Below are 18,383 nucleotides of genomic sequence, written 5' to 3'. Positions count from 1 at the left end.
GACGTGCAGGTGGGTAAAGCCTTTGCCTGAGGATTGAGCCGCGGAAGTCACCATTCCACTTTAGGCGGTCGACGGTCCGACGGCATCTCCGCTGCGCATGGCCTCCACCGCAAACTGGAGATCGGCTGGATACTCGCTGGAGAATTCCACCGGCTGTCCACTACCGGGGTGGTCAAATCCCAATCGATGCGCGTGCAGCCACTGTCGGGTCAGACCGAGCCGTGCGGATACGGCGGGGTCGGCACCATAGGTCAGATCCCCGCAACACGCGTGGTTCAGCGCCGAGAAGTGCACCCTGATCTGGTGGGTCCGCCCGGTTTCCAGGTGCACCTCCACGAGGCTCGCGGGGCCGAAAGCCTCCAGCACCTCGTAGTGCGTCACGGCGTTTCGGCCGTCTTCGACCACGGCGAAGCGCCACTCGTGGCCGGGATGACGGCCGATCGGGGCGTCGATCGTCCCCCGCAGCGGGTCGGGAATACCCTGCACCATGGTGTGATACACCTTGGTCACGGTGCGCTCCTTGAAGGCCCTCTTGAGCACCGAATACGAACGCTCGTTCTTGGCGACGACCATCAGACCCGAGGTTCCCACGTCAAGACGGTGCACGATGCCCCGCCGCTCCGCGGCTCCCGAGGTGGTGATCTCCACGCCGGCCGCGCTCAGGGCGCCGACCACGGTGGGCCCGTGCCATCCCGGCGAAGGATGCGCCGCAACTCCGGCCGGCTTATCCACGACGACGATGTCCGAGTCCTCGTGAACGATCCCGAATCCGTCGACCGTCTCGGCCACCACGCGCACCTTGGCCGCGGGGTCCGGTACCTCGGCGGTGACCCTGGCGCCCTCGGGGACCTTGAGTGACTTTGCTACCTTGAGCGGTTTCCCGTCCAGCTCGACGGCGACGAGGCCGTCCGCGCACCATTCGCTGGCGGCCGAGCGGGACCGACCCGTCGCGTTCGCGAGGAACGCGTCCAATCGGAGACCGGCCTGATCCGCCTGCGCGGTCCACGTGTGGGTTCCCTGCGTGGTGTCGTTCATGATGCGTCCTTGTCCGAGGCGGGTGTGGGGTCCGGGTGAGCCCGCCCGTCCAGCGGGACGCCGGTGACCATGAGGATCGCCAGCACCACGATGCTGACCGTGATGCACGAATCGGCGATATTGAAGATCGCGAAGTGTGGCACGGAAATGAAATCCACGACGTGTCCCCGGGCGAACCCGGGTTCCCGAAGCAACCGGTCGGTCAGGTTCCCGAGGACACCCGCGAGCAGGCCGCACAGTGCCAAGATCCACGCGCGCGAGCGGGCCCGCGGAAGGTAATAGATCACCACGCCGGCCACGATGACCATGACGATAGTGAAAATCCACGTGACGGACTCGCCCATCGAGAATGCGGCCCCGGGGTTACGGATGAAGTGCCACCATAAAACGCCGTCCACGACCGGAATCGCCTGTCCTTCGAACATGTGCGTCACGACCGCGTTTTTGGTCAGCTGGTCAGCCGCGTAGAGCACGACGAGCATCACGAATCCGGCGATGAAATACGGGCGGAAGCTTCGATGAGACGCATCAGTCTCGGCACGTTGGCACACGGGCGGACATTCTCCTGGGCTACGGTGTGGGCATCATCCCGAATCGCCGGCAGTATCCGCCGGACGGCTCGGGGCGTCTTTAATAGACTAACGGGGCCAGCGGCACTCGGCCGCTGGCCCCGGTCGAGACCCTCAGGTCTCGAAGACTCGACTACTTGGTCTGTGCCGGCTCGACGCGCGGCGAATTCTCCAAGTCGGTGAGCTTGTTCTCGAGGTAGGACTTCAGCTCGCGACGGTACTTGGTCTCGAAGGTGCGGAGCGTGTCCACGTCCGATTCCAGGTTGGTCTTGGACTGCTCGAGGGAAGCCAGGATCTCGGATCGCTTGGTTTCGGCCTCGCTCAGCAGCGACTGAGCCGTCGTCTGGCCTTCCTCGATCAAACGTGCCTTCTCGGACTCACCCTGCGAGACGTACTCGTCGTGGAGGCGCTGCGCCATGGCGATCACCGCGGCGGCCGACGCGGCGGACTCGGTCTTGTTGCCCTGCTGGGCCCCGACCTCCGCGTTCTGATCCGTGGTCTGCGCCGAAGCGGAAGTCTGCTCCTGTCCGCCCTCGGCGGCGGTCGGAACCTGCTCCTCCGTCGGGTGGATCTCGGAATCCAGGTTTTCGGTGGACAAGTCGGAGGCCGAGTCGGAATCCACGTTCAGGGCTGCGACCGAATCCGAAGACGCACCCTCGGTGCTCGCGGCACCGGTCGACGTCGACGCGGCCGTTCCGGCCGACGCGGTATTGCCGCCGCCCGCCGAAGAGACCGAGTCGGACTCGGGGTCGATTCCGGCTTCGCGTAGCTTCTGGCGCAGGCCGTCGTTCTCCTTGTGAAGGCGGCGCAGTTCGGTGACGACCTCATCCAGGAAGAGGTCCACCTCTTCCTGGTCGTAGCCTTCGCGGAATTTGGTGGGCTGGAAGGTCTTGTTAATGACCTGTTCTGGGGTCAATGTCATGAAATACACCTCTTATCGTTGAGATGCGGCGACAGTCGCATCGAAATTGTGGTTGGGAATTCTCCGGCGGCGACGTTGGGCGGCTGGACCGCGACGAACGCCGAAGGAGATTCCCCTCGGTAGGCGGTTCGCGATCGGTCACGGCTGGATGATCGCGAGCGGGACACGCCATGCGTCTCACCGTGCGATGGATCCGTCGGCCCATCCCGACCGCTACCTCACGGCTCACACGAGAGCTTATGGGAAAAGTCTGGCGATCACCTAGACGTCCGCGTGAACGTTCGTTGAGCGCTTATCCGACGCCCGAGACCAGGGACGCCCTCACGATGCTCTGGGCAATGCTCAGCACAACCAGCAACACCAGGAACCCCATGTCTAGGGAGACCGAGCCAATCCGCAACGGCGGGATCCATTTGCGCATCAACCGCATGGGCGGATCGGTGATGGTATACACCGAGGTCGCGAACACCAGCGCGATCCCTTTGGGCCTCCAGAACCGCGCAAAAGTCTGCACCCAATCCAGGATCAGCCGAAACATCAGCACGAGAAACGCCAAGTACAGGGCGAAATGGATGATGGCCAAAGCCGAGATCAACGGATGAATCCTTCCTGAGACGAACCGATCGAAACGGCGCTATCAGCTGTGGTTGAACAGTGAATCGTCGGTCTCGTTCGCCGCGGAGGAGACGTCCTCGGAGGCCAAGACCTCCAAATTGGACGGGGTCAGCAGAAATACCTGCTCGGTGACCCGTTCGATGCTGCCGTTGAGGGCAAACGTCAACCCCGACGAAAAGTCAACCAATCGCTTGGCCTCGGCAACATCCATGTCCGTGACGTTCATGATCACGGGAATGTTGTTCCGGAAGGATTCGCCGATCACCTTCGCGTCATTGTAGGAGCGCGGGTGAATGGTGGTAATGCGTCGCAATTCGTTATCGCTTTCGGTCTGTGCCGCGGCACGGTTGATCGGAGTCACGGGAGCGCGATAGTCGTCTGCCACATCCGCCGGTTCCGTGTCGGCCGAGCGAGGAGCGGCCGTCTGGCCGGCGTCCGCGCGGCGCGTCGCAACCGCAGTAGACGTGGAACGCGTTTCACGCTGCGCCTGGGGTCGACGTTCGGGTTGCCGACGAACCTCGGTTTCCTCGTACTGTTCGCGGGGTTCGACGCGTGGCTTTGTGGCCAACGCGGTCGAGCCGTCGACGGCCTCCCGCGGATCACGGTCTACCGAGTCCGCATAAGACTGTTCTCGTACTTCCGGCTCAGCCCGACGCCGTTGCGCCGCGGGCTGGGCCTCGTACCCGTCGTCGGCTAGGCCAAGAAAGACCATTGCCTGGCGCAGTGTTCCGGCCATGTGAACTCCTCGAGAATCGTTCGTGAAACGGGCGCTACCCGTCAATGGGACCATTATTCCCACTGACAAGGGAAATCACGCGGGTCAACACGCCAGATTCAGGGAATCATCAGGTGTGCTTGGGTCGATCCCCCATGATGGCGCTTCCAACGCGCACGCTGGTCGACCCCCATCGTATCGCTTCGCTCATGTCCCCGCTCATCCCGGCGGAAATCTTCCAGGCATCGGGGTGAGCGCGCCGCAGCGACCGGCTCAGCTCGTACAGTTTCTCGAAGGCGCGGGAGGGGTCGGCGCCGAGAGGGGCCACGGCCATGAGCCCGGCCAGCTGCAACCCTTCGGTCTCGGCGATGAGATCGGCCAGACGCTCGATTTCCTCGGAATCCGCGCCGCCACGAGCCCCGGCCGACGCGCCCCCCGGCGTGGCCCGTTCATCGTCGAGCCCCACCTGAATCAGGCATTCGAGCCCGCCGCGAGCCAGCGATGCCGGGGCCGCATCCTCCTCGTTCTCGCACCGGGACACGGCGTTGCGGTAGGCCTTGCCGAGGGCGGTCACGATCGACGCGCGGTCGATAGAGTGCACGCTCGTGGCGTATTTGACGACCGATTTGGCCTTATTGGACTGCAGCTGACCGATGTAATGCCACGCGGGCGGATCCGAGGGGTCTTCCCGTAGCTCACCGGCCTTCCGAGCCGCCTCTTGATCCCGGTTTTCGCCGAAGGTCCGGATGCCCGCGTCGTAGAGGGCCTGGACATCGGTGACCGGAAAGAACTTCGTCACGGTGATCAGCTCGACCGGCACGGAAGGGTCTCGCACATCGGGCGGTGTCTGGCGAGCCAGGCGCTCCACGTCCGCCGCGACCCGGGCGTGTCGTCGTACCAGCTCTTCGGCACGATCCGCGGTGTAGATATCGTTGGTCGTCATGACTGACTCTCCTACCTGCCGGGCGCCTCGGCCCGCGACGCTTCATTGCTGCGGGGCCTCGCCCAGACAAGGCCCGCTATGCGACCCTGGCCCGGGGCCCTCCGATGCGAAAACAACTCGTCGTTCTCAAAGGTGCACTCGTTGACGACGTCGCGGTGGACCAGCACTCCGGACTGTTTCAATTGACGATCTGCCGCGCCCGGCAGATCGAGCCCGGGGCTCCCCCAGCGTGTCGTCACGGCAATCCCCGGGTGTTCCGCCTCGGCGCCGTCCGCCATGTCTTGGGGGACCTCGTAGCAACTCCCACAGATCGCGGGGCCGATCCAGGCCTCCAGGTCCTGCGCGCCCTTCGCGCGGAGTTCCGCCACGACGTTGGGCAGCACACCGGTCAGCAGTCCTTGCCTCCCCGCGTGCGCGACGCCGTAGGTCCGGGAATCGGAGGTCGTGATCACCACGGGCAGGCAATCGGCCGTCATGATCGCGAGGGGGCGGCCGGTGGTCGTCACCGCGGCATCCGCGGTGGGCGCCAAAGACCGTTCTTCGTCGGCGGATAGTCCCGGAGATAGCAAGGGCGTGTCCTCGGCCTGAACCACCCGGGTTCCGTGGACCTGTTCCAAGAAGAGCAGGGTTCCAGGCTCGACCCCCATGGAAGCTTCCAACGCTCGACGGTTGTCCTGCGGATCCGACGCCCCCGGGACGTGCAGCCCCAGGTTCCCGGTTGCCACGTCGGTAAAGGCCAGGCACACTCCCGTTGGCATCTCGATCATGTGCCGGAAGTTCGTGGCGCCTGCTTCGGGCGCGGCACGGCCCGCCCGCCGGTCTCGAGAGACCTTGTCATCCGTCACGATCGGTCACCGCCTCGTCGATGGGTCATCAGCATCAGTTGACGTCGAGGAGCCCTCGGGGAGCCCTCGTCACTCACGCGCCTCGGATATGGAGGGCGGGCGGGACGGCATATCCGTCCCGCCCGCCGGCTTCACACGCGCGTCTTCGGTTTTACTTCAGGAAGTCGGGAACGTCCAGGGAGTCCTTGCCGGACTTCTTGGAGCCGGACTCGCCCTTCGGGTCCACGGCCGGCGGCAGGTCGACGTCGAAGCCCGCGTTGGCCGGAACATCCGAATCGTCCTGCCACTGCGAGGAGGAACCTCCGGAGAAGGAGGAACTTCCCGCGTAGTCGTTGCCCCCGCGCTGCGGGTTGCTGGCGACCTTGGACGGCTGCGAGGAGCCGCCGCCGTAGGTCTGCTGGGTACGCTGGGCCTGCGTCGCGGCCGCATTGTTGTTGTTGCTGTTGGTCTCGGGGTTCAGGGAATCAAAACCCGCCGCGATGACCGTGACGCGAGCTTCGTCGCCCAGGGCGTCGTCGATGACGGCGCCGAAGATGATGTTCGCGTCCGGGTGGGCAACCTCCTGAACCAGGCGGGCCGCCTCGTTGATCTCGAACAGGCCGAGGTCCGAGCCGCCCTGGATCGACAAGAGCACGCCGTGCGCACCGTCGATCGAAGCCTCAAGCAACGGCGATGCTATCGCCAGCTCGGCGGCCTTGACCGCGCGATCCTCGCCCTGCGCGGAGCCGATACCCATGAGGGCCGAGCCGGCCCCCTGCATCACGGACTTGACGTCCGCAAAGTCGAGGTTGATCAGGCCCGGGGTGGTGATCAGGTCGGTGATGCCCTGCACGCCCGACAAAAGCACCTGGTCGGCCGACTTGAAGGCGTCCAACATGGACACGTTGCGGTCCGAGATGGAGAGCAGTCGGTCGTTCGGGATCACGATCAAGGTATCGACCTCGTCGCGCAGCGACTCGATGCCGGTCTCGGCCTGGTTCGAACGGCGACGGCCCTCGAACGTGAAGGGGCGCGTGACGACGCCGATGGTCAGCGCACCGAGCGACCGGGCGATACGCGCCACGACGGGGGCACCGCCCGTCCCGGTTCCGCCGCCCTCACCTGCGGTCACGAAGACCATGTCGGCGCCCTTGAGGACTTCCTCGATCTCTTCTTCGTGATCTTCCGCGGCCTGGCGACCGACCTCGGGGTTAGCACCCGCGCCGAGACCGCGAGTCATCTCTCGGCCGACATCCAGCTTGACGTCGGCGTCAGACATCAGCAGTGCCTGTGCATCGGTGTTGATCGCGATGAATTCGACGCCGCGAAGGCCGACCTCGATCATGCGGTTGACTGCGTTGACGCCGCCGCCGCCGATGCCGACGACCTTGATGACGGCGAGGTAATTCTGGGGAGTTGTAACGTCCATGGTTTTCCTCGTTTGAGCGTGTGAAGCCAACATTCCGACATCCGCCGAATTAAACCTCAACTTGAACGTTGATGAATATCGGTGGATACCGGCTATCGGCCGGTTCCTATACCGCAACTAGAGTATCAATCACCGGGTAACGTGTCGCACTCAATCGGCGTTTCGCGCCTAAGAATTTCCGGGAAATATCGTCAATACCGGGAGCCAGTTCAACCTTGACGTTAACGTTGAGGTTCCGGAGTGCGGCCTATTTGGTCACGGGATGGTCGGGGCTCGAGACATCGTAGACCGAGGCGCCTCCCTGATCCTTCAGGGCCTTGACCAGGCTGTTGAGGACCTGGGCCTTGAATTCGCTGTCGTCGCTGGTCCCCCAAATCACCTGCGATCCGTCCTTCATGTCGAGACGAATATTCGACGGCGAATCCGCTTCGACCTTATTGAGCTGGGACAGGAGGGACTGAGGGAGGGTCTGGAGCGCGGCGACCGCGGAGGTGAAGGAGTCGCTCTTGACCGCGTCCGGTCCCCCTTCCAGCAGCGGGACGCCGGCCTCATCCACGGACTTCTTAGAGCCCACGGCGACGCCGTTCTTGTCGACCAGGATGTACTGGTCCCCCGACTTCACCGTGGCCACAGGAACCCGCTCGTGGACCGTGACCTCGAGCTCGTGCGGCGGCCGGGCCTCGATGCTGACGCCTTCAACGACGACATCGTTGCCGATCAGGTCCTGGACCTCGTGATCGGTGATGCGGGTGAGGGGTTTGCCCTTCAGCGGCTCCAACGATTTCTGCACCGTGGACTGATCGGACAGGTTGGCGCCCTGAACCGTGATGGTCTGGGTCGCCAAGAGCGGTGAGTAGAAAACGATGCCGAGGAAAAGGATCGCCGCGATGACCAACGCGCCGATGCCCGCAAGCCATCGTTTCCCGCGGGGAAGCCGACCCCACCGGCCGCCACGTTCCTGACGCCGGTCGCCGGCGGTGCTCTCCTTGCGTGCCCGACGCCGTTCGCGATCCGAGGGAAACGCGACGATGTTATCCGGCTTGCCGGAAGCGGCCGGACCGTCCAGGCCGCCGCGTTCCGGCGCGCCGGCCCCGTCCTTGGTGGACGGCGCCTGGGTGGCCCCGATCCCGCTGTCCGCCTCCTCGGGATCTTCGATCCCGACCTTCGAGGTGTCGTTGACACGCACGGCGACCGGGCGGTGCTCGCCCGATCTCTGGGCGCTATCCATGGCTTCGGCCCGTTGCGCCGTGTCCCCCGCGTCGGCGCGGGCGGCGGCCTCCGCGAGCCTTTCGCGGGCGTCACTGAGGTGTGGGCCGGTTGGCTCGTCGGTGCTCCGTGGCGGGGACGTCCGACCCGTCGACGGCTCGGGCCCCCGGGGGTTCTCGACGGCATCCCCCCGTCGCCTCGAGGACGAGCCGGGATTCTCTTGCTGGCGCGGCAGCCGCGGACGATGCTTCGGGCTCACGCGGAATCCTGGGCGTTGTCCGCCCCGCCTTCCGCCAGGGCCGCAAGGACCTTGGCCCCGTAGGTGGTCACGTCACCGGCCCCAATCGTCATCACAATGTCACCCTCGTGGGCCGAGGACACGATCTGCCCGGCCGCTTCCTCGGGGCTGGCGGCGTACCGCACCTCGCTGGATCCGGCCTCGGTGATGAGTCGGCTGGTCACTCCCGGCATCGGTTCTTCTCGCGCCGGGTAGATGTCCACGACGTAGGCGCGGTCGGCGATGGCCAACGCTTCGGCGAACTGACCGGAAAATTCTCGGGTGCGCGAGAAAAGATGAGGCTGGAAGATCGCATAGACGGTGTGGCCACCGGCCACGGTGCGGGCCGCCTCGAGCGCCGCGGCGACCTCGGTCGGGTGGTGGGCGTAGTCGTCGTAGACGCAGACCCCTCGTGCCTTCCCCTGAAGCTCGAACCGGCGGGCCGAACCGGTGAAGCTCTCCAAGGCCCTGGCGGCCTCCCGGACGTCGAGGCCTGCGCCCAGGGCACAGCACACGGCGGCCGCGGCATTGCGCACATTGTGAGCACCGGGCACCGAGAGAGTCAGTTTGGCTTCGCCGGACGCGCGTCCGGCGACGGTCGGGACGTCCCAGACCAGGTCGGCCGTGCTCGCCGTGCCTTTCCCGGTCATGTTGCTGATCAGCACGTCCGAGCCGTCGGTGGTTCCGTAGGTCATGACGTTTCCGCCCCGTTCCCGGAAATTCTCCGCGAGACGACGGGCGCCCTCGTCGTCCCAGCAGGCCACGAGGGTTCCCCCATCGGCCATCGACGCGACGAACTGGTCGAAGGCCGCCGTCACGGCCTCGCCGCTGCCGTAGAAGTCCAGGTGATCCGGCTCGACGTTGGTGACGACCGCGATGGTCGGCCGGTACTTGATGAACGACCCGTCCGATTCGTCGGCCTCCGCGATGAACCAGGAATCCGGGCCTGTCCGTCCGAGCGCCGCGTTGGTCCCGAGCGCCGCGATGCTGGCACCCACCGCAAAGGACGGTCGGGCCCCCACGCCGTCGAACATCACGGAGATCATCGAGCTCGTGGTGGTCTTACCGTGCGTTCCGGCCACGGCGATGGTCTTGGCGTCGGCCATTGCGGCGGCCAAGGCGTCGGATCGGTGAAGGACACGCAGCCCCGCGGCGCGCGCGGCGGCGAGTTCGGGGTTGGTGGGCTTGATCGCCGTGGAGACGACCACCGTATCCACGTTCTCTACGTTGGACGCGTCCTGCGGTATGTGGACCACGGCTCCCCGACGGCGGAGCACCTCGAGAGCCGCGTTATCCCTTTGGTCCGACCCGCTGACCTTCAGCCCGTGGGCGAGCAGAAGATCGGCGACGGCCGACATCCCTGTGCCGCCCATTCCGACGAAGTGGACGCGTCCAAGCTCGCCGAGGCCGGGGCGGGCCGGAAACGGCGGATACATGAATTTCGGCAGGACCCCGGGGTTCTCGTGCTGTGTGTTCATGGAACTAGTGCTTCCCTCCGTGGCGAGCGGCCTGTGTGATCAATTCGGCCATGTGCTGCGCGGCATCGCGGATACCGTGTCGGTACCCGTTGCGGGACATCTCTTCGAGCTTTGCCGGATCGGTCACCACCGGCAGAACATGCTCGACGAACCAGTCGGCGGTGAATTTTTTGTCCTCGATCATGAGGGCCGCCCCGGAATCGACGAGGTCCGCGGCGTTCAAGGACTGCTCCCCGTTGCCGATGGGGAGGGGCACGAAGACGGCCGGGCATCCGACGGCAGCGGTTTCGCTCACGGTCGCCGCACCCGACCGAGCGATGAGGAGGTCGCACGCGGAGTAGACCTTCTCCATTCCGTGCACGAACTCCACCTGGTGATACCCGGGGGAATTGAGAAGCGAGCCGTCGTCGTCGAGCAACTGCTTGCCTCGACCCGTGATGTGCATCAGCTGAACGCCGGACTCCGCCCATTCCTTGCGGCGAAGCACCTCGGCAATGGTTCGATTCATGTTCTGCGCGCCCAGCGATCCGCCGGTCACGATGATGGTCGGCACGTCATCCTGGAGCCCTAACAGTTGGCGAGAGCCGGAGCGATCGGCCGACCGATCGCACTCGGAGATATGCCTGCGCATGGGCATCCCGACGTGTCGTCCGCCCGGGATCGGGGTTCCCTCGAAAGCGGTGGCGACCACCGCCGCCTTCTTGGCGCCGACCTTATTCGCCAGACCGGGGCGCTGATTGGCCTCGTGAATCACGATCGGCACGTTTTCTCGCGCCGCCGCGAGGTACATCGGCGTGCATACGTATCCGCCGACTCCCACCAAGACGTCGGCTTGGGCACGACGCAATATCTGGCGTCCCTGCTGGACGGCCCGGCGCATCCGCACGGGCAATTTGAGAAGATCTACGCTCGGCTTGCGCGGCATCGGCACGCGGTCGACGAATTCCAGGTCATAACCGGCTTCCGGAACCAGACGCGTCTCCATCCCCGATTCCGTGCCGACGGCCACGATCCGTGCCTCCGGGTTCCCCTCGCGCACGGCATCCGCGATGGCCAACATCGGTGAGATATGCCCCGCGGTCCCACCTCCCGCTACAACGACGGACAGAGGCTGGGTCATGGTCGAATCTCCCTAGGTCGATGGTTGTGATTACTCGCGATTAAAGATCGCTGTCTAGTCTACTTCCGCTCGGTGGCTGTCGAGGGAGGTGAGGCTGACCGCCGGATGCGTGGGCGACTTGGCCAAAGACATGCCGAATCCCGCCGCGAAGAGGGAAACCATCAGCGATGTACCTCCGTAGGAGACAAACGGCAACGGAATACCGATCACGGGGAGAAGTCCGGTGACCATCCCGATGTTGACGAAGGCCTCCCCCACGAACCACGCGAGCAGGCAGGCGGCCGCGAGCCGAACGAAACGGTCGCTGGAGCGCAGGATGATGCGGGCCAGGCACAGGGCCATGACCGCGAAGAGGGCGACGACGATGCAGGTGCCGATCAGCCCCAATTCCTCGCCCAGAATAGCGACGATGAAGTCGTTGTGTGCCTCGGGCAGGTAGTTGTACTTCTGACGGGACTCCCCGAGGCCCTGCCCCCACCAGGACCCGGTCGCCAACGCGGCCATGCCCGAATTGGACTGGAAGCACTCCTGGCCCTGGAGGCACTGCGAAGGAAACAACCAGGAGGTCACGCGGGACAAGCGGTGGGGCCTCGAGACAACCACCAGGGTTCCGAGAACGACCGCGGCCAGGATAGAGCGGGTGAAAATCTTTCGAGGGGCCCTCGCGAACCACAGGGCCGTCGCGTAAATCAGCACGAAAACGATACAGGTACCGGCGTCGCCACCGATGATGACCAGGCCGCAAACGAGCAGGAATCCCAACGACGACGGTAAGAGCGCGGCATGAGCGCTGGTGGCGACCCTGGTGGATTTGGCCAGGGACCACACGACCCACAACATCAGGGAGAATTTCGCGATCTCGGAGGGCTGGAACGTGAAGGAACCGACCGCGATCCAGTTTCGGTTACCGTTGACTTCCTTGCCCAGCGGCGAGAGCACAAGCACCAGGAGGACCAGCGAGATACCCATCAGCCAATAGACGAGCCGCTTATTCTTCCAGAAGGAAATCTTGATCCTCGCGGCCACGAACATCGCGATGATGCCCACGAACGCGAAGACTCCCTGCCGAAGGAAGAGGCCATACGGCGATTTACCCGCGGCGATCTGCTCCACCGAGGACGCCGAGAGAACCATCATGCAACCCAGTACCGTGAGTCCGAGGGACGATACGGCGATGCCGATGGCGGCGCTGTTCATCGATCCGGTCGCGACCCACCGATAGAGCGGGCGGGAGACGTACCGATATCCGTCGGCGATCCTCGTCCACAGTGTGTCGTGGTGCCGCCTGCGCGGACGCTCGGATGCTGAGGTGCTCATGGCGTGTCGGTTCCTTCCTCGTCCCCGCCCTCTTGCAGGCGTCCGACGAGCGCGGTGACCGCGTCGATGAAGGCGTCGCCGCGCTCGGCGTAGGAGGCAAACTGATCCATCGACGCCGCGGCCGGGGCCATCAGGACGGTGTCGTTGGCCTCGGCCAGCCCGTGGGCGATCTCCACCGCGGAGGACATCACGGCTCGTCCGTCGTCCGGAGAGATTCCGGATGTGGCCGCCCGGTGCACCGGGATCCCCGGGGCGTGCGCCGTGAGCGCGTCTTCCAGGGAACCCGTGTCCGTGCCGATCAGCACCACCGCCTTGAGCCGATGCGCGTGTTTCGCGACGAGGTCGCCGTAAGCGACCCCCTTGGACAGGCCCCCGGCGACCCAGATGACGGGGTCGAAGGAACTGAGCGATGCGTCCGTGGCGTGAGGATTGGTCGCCTTGGAGTCGTTGACCCACAGGACCGCGTGGGTATGGGCCACCGGCTGAATCCTGTGCGCGCCCGGCTGATAGGCGCGGAGCCCGTCCCTCACGGCCACGGGCTCGACGCCGTAGGCCCGGGCCAAGGCGGCGGCCGCCAGCGCGTTTTCAACCGTGTGCTTGGTCGGAAGTTCGCCCGTGTCCTGCACCGCGGCCATCTCCGCGGCGGACGTGCGGCGCTCCTCGACGAAGGCGCGGTCGACGAGCAATCCGTCGACGACCCCCAGCTGGGAAAGATACGGCGCATCCGTGGTGAAGGAGATGGCGCGGCAGCCTTCCTGGACATCCGCGGATTCGACCATGCGCTCCGTCAACGGCACCGCCGCGTTATAGACGCAGGCCACACGCGTATTTTCGTACACCTTGGCCTTATCGGCCTGGTAGTTCTCGTAGCTGCCGTGCCAGTCGATATGGTCCTCGGCAATATTGAGCACCGTCGATGCCCAGGGCCTCAGGGAGTAGCTCCAGTGCAATTGGTAGCTCGAGAGCTCCACAACGAAAACGTCGTAATCGACGGGATCGCGCAGTGCGTCCAGGATCGGCGTCCCGACGTTGCCCACGGCGATGGCCTTGAGACCCGCCGCCTGCAAGATCGAGGCCGTCATTCCCACGGTGGTCGTTTTGCCGTTGGTCCCGGTCACGCACAGCCACTCGGTGGTCTTCCGGCCGGCACGCTCGCGGAGACGCCACGCGAGCTCGACCTCGCCCCAGATTTGAACGCCTTCCCGCACCGCCTGGTCCAACAGGCCCAGGGCGGGCCGGAGACCGGGAGAGGTCACCACGAGGTCGGGACGCGCCCCGTCGACGTCGGGCAGGCTGTCCATCGCCCCGTCGCCCAGCACGGCGCCCGCCGAGCCGACGATGCCCAAGGTCTGTTCCTTATACCGGGTGTCCTCGGTGTCCTTGCCGTCGACGATGACCACGCGGGCGCCCAATTCGATGAGCGTATCGGCGGCCGCGAATCCCGAGACGCCGACGCCCGCAACGACAACGCGCAGCCCCGACCAATCCGAATCCCAGCTGGTCAGCTCCTCCAAGCGAGGATTATCCACGACGGGGTTCTCGTTGGTTGCTCGCATTAATTGCTCACTCCTCCGTGGCTGACGAGCCAGTCACCGTAGAAAATACCGAGGGCCAAGGCGACGAAGAGTCCGGCAATGATCCAGAAACGCACCACCACGGTGACTTCCTTCCACCCCTTCAACTCGAAGTGATGCTGAAGCGGCGCCATTTTAAAGACCCTTTTGCCACCGGAAATCTTGAAGTATCCGACCTGAATGATCACGGAGGCCGAGATCATGACGAACAGCCCGGCCATCAGGACCAGAAGGATCTGGGTGTGGCTCAGGATCGCGAATGCGGCCAGCGCACCGCCCAGACCGAGGGAACCGGTATCCCCCATGAAGATCGTGGCCGGCGAGGTGTTCCACCACAGGAAGCCGATCAGGGAGCCGACCAGGGCCGCTGCCACCACCGACAACTGGCCCGGATCGCGAACTTCGTAACAGACCGCGTCCACCGACCCGGGACCGCACAGGTGGTTGGTCTGCCACATGGAGATCATGAGGTAACCCGAGAACACCAGGATGGACGCGCCCGTGGCTAATCCGTCCAAACCATCCGTCAGGTTCACGGCGTTCGTCGTGGCCGTCGCGATGAGATTGGCCCAGATCACAAACAGGATCACGCCGAGAACGGGAATGCCAAACGAGAGGTCCAGCCACGAGATGTCGCGGGTGAAAGAAATCTGCGTCGACGCGGGCGTCCAACCGTGGTCGTCCGGTAGCAACAAAGCGAGCACTCCGAAGATCACGCCGACCGTGCCCTGCAGGATGATCTTGCCCTGCGGTGTCAGCCCCAGGGACTGCTTGCGGGCGATCTTCTTGAAGTCATCGATAAATCCGACGCCGGCCATGCCGATCATCAGAAACATCAGCAAGAGCGCGGAGGCGGACGGCACGAGCGATCCACCGAAGATGAGCCCGCTAAGGATCAGGGCAAGGAAGAACGCGACCACCGTCGCTCCCATGATGACCACGCCGCCCATGGTGGGGGTGCCGCGCTTGGTCTGGTGGCTTGTGGGACCGTCCTCACGGATGAACTGGCCGTACTGCTGCCGCACCAAAACCTTGGTGAACAGCGGCGTCCCAGCGAGCGAGAGGATGAGACCGAAGGCCGCGGCGAGCAAGATGGAAATCATGCGGTTCCTTGCGCCTTTCTACCTAGTTCGTGTCCGGAGTGAGGGTCGCCGGGATGATCGTGTGCAACTCTATCGCCCAAGAAACGAAGTCCCGCGCCATTCGACGACTTGAAGAGAGCAATATCGCCCTCGCGTAGTTCGCGCCTCAGGATCTCGTAGGCCTCGTCGACGTCCTTGACCCAGACCGCTTCGTCGCCCCATGACCCCTCGAGGTGGGCGGCGTTGAAGATCGGGGCGGCCTCGTCGCCGATGACGATCAGCTTCGGGATGTTCAGGCGAACCACCTGGCGCCCGAGCTTGTCGTGCTCCTCGACCGACGCGTCACCGAGCTCGAGCATCGGGCCCAAAACGGCCCAGGTCCGGCGCGGAGGCTGTGCGTCTCGGCCCATCTGCGCCAGGGTCCGCAACGCGGCGGACATGGATTCCGGATTGGCGTTGTACGCGTCGTTGATGACGGTCACGCCATCGGCCCGGTCGGTTCTCTCCATGCGGTACCGGCTGCCGGCTCCCAGGGTGTTCAGGCCCTCCACGATATCCCGGGGCTCGATCCCGGCCCGGAAGGCCAGGACGGCTGCGGCCAAGAGGTTGTAGACGTGGTGCTCCCCGATGAGTTTTGAGGCGACGTCGAATTCGCCACCGTCCGGGAAGGCCAGTTGGAAGCGCGGGCACCCGTCCGCGTCGGTCCGGAGGTTTCGCGCCTCGACCAGATTTTTCTCGCCGTCGCGGACGTGCCGGCCTTCCACACCGAAATACGTGACCGGCGCCGAGGCCTTGGCCTGCATCGGGGCCACGCGGGGATCGTCAATGTTCAGGGCCACACCGCCGTCGGGCGCAACGCCGTCGGCGAGCTCCGACTTGGTGATCGCGATGTTCTCGACGCCACCAAACTCCCCCGCGTGGGCGGTTCCGACCTTGAGGATCGCACCGAAATCGGGCATGACCATGTCACAGAGGTACCGGATATTGCCGATGTGATTCGCGCCCATTTCGATCACCAGGAACCGAGTGGACCGGTCGGCCCGGAAGACCGTCAGGGGAACCCCGACCTCACCGTTGTACGAACCGACCGGCGCGATCGTCGGGCCGTGCGCACCGAAGATGCCCGCGAGCAGGTCTTTGGTGGTGGTCTTGCCCGCGGATCCGGTGATGCCGATGACGGTCACGTCACCGGTGCGGCGCAGTTCGCCCACGATGTGATGCGCCAGACGACCCATAGCCGCCACGACATCGTCGACGAGGATCGCGGGATAGGGCTCACCGGATTCGTCGGTGACTTCTCGTTCGGCGAGGGCGACCGGTGAACCCGCCGCGCGGGAACCACCGACGAACCGGTGTCCGTCGGTGACCTCCCCGGGTTTGGCGATGAACAGGGTCCCGGGAACGACGTCGCGTGAATCGGTCGTGGCGGAATCGCACGAGACCGTGGACCGCTCGGCCTCGGCCATGCCGACGACCCGCCCGGCCACGGCGTCCGCGATCTCTTGCACTGTCAGTTCGATCATCGTTGTCCTCCCTCGGCGTCGCGGCGGGCACGCCAGACCGTCAACGCATTGCGCAGCTCCTCACGATCGTCGAGGGCATTGTCCACGCCGGCGACGTCCTGGCTCGTCTCGTGCCCGCGTCCGGCCACCAGGATGGAATCCTCCGGCCCGGCGAGCTCCACGGCGCGGGCGATGGCATCCGCCCGCGGGGCGACGTCCTCCACGACCTGGGCGCGGGCGCCGTCGGCGACCGCGGCCCGAGCCCCGGCGGCCACGGCCTCCCGGATGGGAGCGGGAGCCTCGTGATGGGGATCGTCATCGGTGACGATGACGATATCCGCGTGCCGCGCCGCGATGCCGCCCATGATCGGTCGTTTGGTCTGGTCGCGCTGCCCGGTCGCGCCAAAGACCACGATGACCCGCCCCGGCGCGTCCCGGCCGGGGTCGACGGCGTTGAGCGCGCGTTCGAGCGCGTCGGGGTTGTGGGCGAAATCCACGATCGATACCGGCTCCTGGCCGATGACCTGCATGCGTCCGGGGACCAGAGGGGTGAGCGCATCCGGTCCGGACAGCGCCTCCACCAGGCGATCCCACTCGACGCCCGACTCGGCGACCATGACGGCCGCCAAAGCGGCATTCGAGACGTTGAAGTCGGCCGGTAGTCCGGTGGCGGTGTGGAGTTCCCGACCGTCGCGATGACGAAGGGTGAATCGGTGACCGATCCCCGCGGCCTGGACGGACGTGACCGTCCAATCGGCGTCGGCGGAGATCGCGCCGCCCTCTTCTCCCCGACCGAAGCCGCTGGAAAGGGTCACCACGGAATCGTTGCCTTGCGCTTCGCGGGCGGCCCGTGCCATCCAAGCCCCCCAGTCGTCGTCGATCATGACGACGGAACGACGCGAGTGAGCCGGGGTGAAGAGCTGGGCCTTCGAGGCGGCGTAGGCCTCCATGGTCCCGTGCAGATCGAGGTGATCCTGGGTGAGGTTCGTGAAGCCGGCGACGTCGTAGATCAGCCCGTCGACCCGTTTGTAATCCAACGCGTGCGACGAGACCTCCATCGAGGCCGCCGTGATCCCGTGCTCCCGCATGACGCTCACCAGGGAGTGAACGTGCGTGGACTCTGGCGTGGTCAGCTGGCTCGGAATGGCCGTTCCGCCGGCCAGGATCTCGATGGTACCGATCAGGCCCGTTCGATGGCCAAGTCGTGCCATGACCGAATTGATCATGTAGGTGCTCGTCGTCTTGCCGTTGGTTCCGGTGACCGCGAAGAGCCGCTGGGCGTCAGGCGATGCCGGCTGGCTCGAATAGATCAGGGCGGCCAGCGGGCCCACGACGTCGCGAACCCGCTCAACCACCACGGCGGGGAGCCGCACGCCCAAGGCCCGCAGTCGGGTGAGACCGTCCTCGTCGGTGAGCACGCCGGAGGCGCCGAGACGGACGGCGGCTTCCGCGAAGTCCGCGCCGTGAACGTTTGCGCCCGGGAGGGCAACATACAGGTCGTCGGGTTGGACTTCTCGCGAATCCATGCTGATCCCCGAGATGGCGGCGGTCGTCGAGCCGTCGGAGCGGCTGCCATATCCCCAGGATTCGAGCCGCTCCGCGATCTCCTTCAGGGTGCGCGCCGGAATAGCGGAAGGACGCAGGGTTTGCGCGGTTCCCTTCAGAGTGTCCGGGTCCGGAGGGGGCATGTGCTCCGCCGACCGTTCCTCAGAGGTCATGTAAGCGATCCTTCTTCCTGCGTTCTGCGCGCATCCTACGTTCCGATAACTTTGATT

General features: G+C 65.3%; 16 protein-coding genes. All 16 read right to left on the bottom strand.

Annotation, left to right across the window (positions count from 1 at the left end):
* Window positions 1–60: 60 nt before the first annotated feature.
* The 16 genes from CURSPS6_RS02745 to CURSPS6_RS02670 all read right to left on the bottom strand — a co-directional run bounded on the left by CURSPS6_RS02745 (window position 61) and on the right by CURSPS6_RS02670 (window position 18,326).
* Window positions 61–1,035, bottom strand: coding sequence for an RluA family pseudouridine synthase (locus CURSPS6_RS02745; RefSeq protein ID WP_030013964.1), 975 nt, complete (start codon window positions 1,033–1,035; stop codon window positions 61–63).
* Complete coding sequence (lspA, locus tag CURSPS6_RS02740) at window positions 1,032–1,586, bottom strand: signal peptidase II (RefSeq protein ID WP_030013962.1); 555 nt, start codon at window positions 1,584–1,586, stop codon at window positions 1,032–1,034. Before lspA ends, CURSPS6_RS02745 begins: the two co-directional genes overlap by 4 nt.
* Window positions 1,587–1,737: 151 nt before the next feature.
* Window positions 1,738–2,526, bottom strand: coding sequence for a DivIVA domain-containing protein (locus CURSPS6_RS12905; protein ID WP_030013960.1), 789 nt, complete (start codon window positions 2,524–2,526; stop codon window positions 1,738–1,740).
* Window positions 2,527–2,818: 292 nt separating this feature from the next.
* Complete coding sequence (locus CURSPS6_RS02730) at window positions 2,819–3,121, bottom strand: YggT family protein (RefSeq protein WP_030013959.1); 303 nt, start codon at window positions 3,119–3,121, stop codon at window positions 2,819–2,821.
* A 42-nt stretch (window positions 3,122–3,163) separates the two neighbouring features.
* On the bottom strand, window positions 3,164–3,877 hold the full coding sequence (gene sepF / locus CURSPS6_RS02725) for a cell division protein SepF (RefSeq protein ID WP_030013957.1): 714 nt from the start codon (window positions 3,875–3,877) through the stop codon (window positions 3,164–3,166).
* A gap of 109 nt (window positions 3,878–3,986) precedes the next feature.
* Window positions 3,987–4,799 (bottom strand): YggS family pyridoxal phosphate-dependent enzyme, encoded by an 813-nt coding sequence (locus CURSPS6_RS02720; protein ID WP_030013956.1) that lies wholly within the window; start codon window positions 4,797–4,799, stop codon window positions 3,987–3,989.
* 11 nt (window positions 4,800–4,810) lie between these two features.
* Window positions 4,811–5,644, bottom strand: coding sequence for a polyphenol oxidase family protein (locus tag CURSPS6_RS02715; RefSeq protein ID WP_235503663.1), 834 nt, complete (start codon window positions 5,642–5,644; stop codon window positions 4,811–4,813).
* A gap of 151 nt (window positions 5,645–5,795) precedes the next feature.
* The gene (ftsZ, locus tag CURSPS6_RS02710) at window positions 5,796–7,052 is read right to left on the bottom strand and encodes a cell division protein FtsZ (RefSeq protein WP_030013953.1); all 1,257 of its coding nucleotides are present in this window, start codon (window positions 7,050–7,052) and stop codon (window positions 5,796–5,798) included.
* A gap of 247 nt (window positions 7,053–7,299) precedes the next feature.
* Entirely contained in the window at window positions 7,300–8,517 is a 1,218-nt protein-coding gene (locus tag CURSPS6_RS02705; protein ID WP_051687563.1) for a cell division protein FtsQ/DivIB, read from the bottom strand.
* On the bottom strand, window positions 8,514–10,013 hold the full coding sequence (gene murC / locus CURSPS6_RS02700) for a UDP-N-acetylmuramate--L-alanine ligase (protein ID WP_030013951.1): 1,500 nt from the start codon (window positions 10,011–10,013) through the stop codon (window positions 8,514–8,516). The genes CURSPS6_RS02705 and murC overlap by 4 nt, the downstream gene beginning before the upstream one ends.
* 4 nt (window positions 10,014–10,017) lie before the next feature.
* Window positions 10,018–11,133 (bottom strand): undecaprenyldiphospho-muramoylpentapeptide beta-N-acetylglucosaminyltransferase, encoded by a 1,116-nt coding sequence (gene murG, locus CURSPS6_RS02695; RefSeq protein ID WP_030013949.1) that lies wholly within the window; start codon window positions 11,131–11,133, stop codon window positions 10,018–10,020.
* Window positions 11,134–11,187: 54 nt separating this feature from the next.
* Window positions 11,188–12,450, bottom strand: a complete 1,263-nt coding sequence (gene ftsW / locus CURSPS6_RS02690) for a putative lipid II flippase FtsW (RefSeq protein WP_051687562.1) — start codon at window positions 12,448–12,450, stop codon at window positions 11,188–11,190.
* Window positions 12,447–14,006: a UDP-N-acetylmuramoyl-L-alanine--D-glutamate ligase gene (gene murD, locus CURSPS6_RS02685; RefSeq protein ID WP_030013944.1), complete on the bottom strand. Its 1,560-nt coding sequence runs from the start codon at window positions 14,004–14,006 to the stop codon at window positions 12,447–12,449. The genes ftsW and murD overlap by 4 nt, the downstream gene beginning before the upstream one ends.
* Window positions 14,006–15,127 carry a phospho-N-acetylmuramoyl-pentapeptide-transferase gene (gene mraY / locus CURSPS6_RS02680; RefSeq protein ID WP_030013943.1) on the bottom strand — a complete coding sequence of 374 codons (1,122 nt, stop codon included), beginning with the start codon at window positions 15,125–15,127 and terminating at the stop codon, window positions 14,006–14,008. The genes murD and mraY overlap by 1 nt, the downstream gene beginning before the upstream one ends.
* On the bottom strand, window positions 15,124–16,629 hold the full coding sequence (locus CURSPS6_RS02675; protein WP_051687561.1) for a UDP-N-acetylmuramoyl-tripeptide--D-alanyl-D-alanine ligase: 1,506 nt from the start codon (window positions 16,627–16,629) through the stop codon (window positions 15,124–15,126). Before CURSPS6_RS02675 ends, mraY begins: the two co-directional genes overlap by 4 nt.
* Window positions 16,626–18,326 (bottom strand): UDP-N-acetylmuramoyl-L-alanyl-D-glutamate--2,6-diaminopimelate ligase, encoded by a 1,701-nt coding sequence (locus CURSPS6_RS02670; protein WP_051687560.1) that lies wholly within the window; start codon window positions 18,324–18,326, stop codon window positions 16,626–16,628. Before CURSPS6_RS02670 ends, CURSPS6_RS02675 begins: the two co-directional genes overlap by 4 nt.
* Window positions 18,327–18,383 lie beyond the last annotated feature (57 nt).

Origin of the sequence: Curtobacterium sp. S6 (assembly GCF_000710345.2) — a bacterium.
GTDB lineage: Bacteria > Actinomycetota > Actinomycetes > Actinomycetales > Micrococcaceae > Rothia.
The sequence above is the reverse complement of the archived record's forward strand: the minus strand, read 5'-3'. Positions and strand labels throughout refer to the sequence as shown.

Excerpts from the sequence above, each read along its gene's own strand:
- CURSPS6_RS02745 (WP_030013964.1), bottom strand. The coding sequence starts at position 1,035 with ATGAACGACACCACGCAGGGAACCCACACGTGGACCGCGCAGGCGGAT.
- CURSPS6_RS12905 (WP_030013960.1), bottom strand. The coding sequence starts at position 2,526 with ATGACATTGACCCCAGAACAGGTCATTAACAAGACCTTCCAGCCCACC.
- sepF (WP_030013957.1), bottom strand. The coding sequence starts at position 3,877 with ATGGCCGGAACACTGCGCCAGGCAATGGTCTTTCTTGGCCTAGCCGAC.
- CURSPS6_RS02720 (WP_030013956.1), bottom strand. The coding sequence starts at position 4,799 with ATGACGACCAACGATATCTACACCGCGGATCGTGCCGAAGAGCTGGTA.
- ftsZ (WP_030013953.1), bottom strand. The coding sequence starts at position 7,052 with ATGGACGTTACAACTCCCCAGAATTACCTCGCCGTCATCAAGGTCGTC.
- murC (WP_030013951.1), bottom strand. The coding sequence starts at position 10,013 with ATGAACACACAGCACGAGAACCCCGGGGTCCTGCCGAAATTCATGTAT.
- murG (WP_030013949.1), bottom strand. The coding sequence starts at position 11,133 with ATGACCCAGCCTCTGTCCGTCGTTGTAGCGGGAGGTGGGACCGCGGGG.
- ftsW (WP_051687562.1), bottom strand. The coding sequence starts at position 12,450 with ATGAGCACCTCAGCATCCGAGCGTCCGCGCAGGCGGCACCACGACACA.
- murD (WP_030013944.1), bottom strand. The coding sequence starts at position 14,006 with ATGCGAGCAACCAACGAGAACCCCGTCGTGGATAATCCTCGCTTGGAG.
- mraY (WP_030013943.1), bottom strand. The coding sequence starts at position 15,127 with ATGATTTCCATCTTGCTCGCCGCGGCCTTCGGTCTCATCCTCTCGCTC.
- CURSPS6_RS02675 (WP_051687561.1), bottom strand. The coding sequence starts at position 16,629 with ATGATCGAACTGACAGTGCAAGAGATCGCGGACGCCGTGGCCGGGCGG.
- CURSPS6_RS02670 (WP_051687560.1), bottom strand. The coding sequence starts at position 18,326 with ATGACCTCTGAGGAACGGTCGGCGGAGCACATGCCCCCTCCGGACCCG.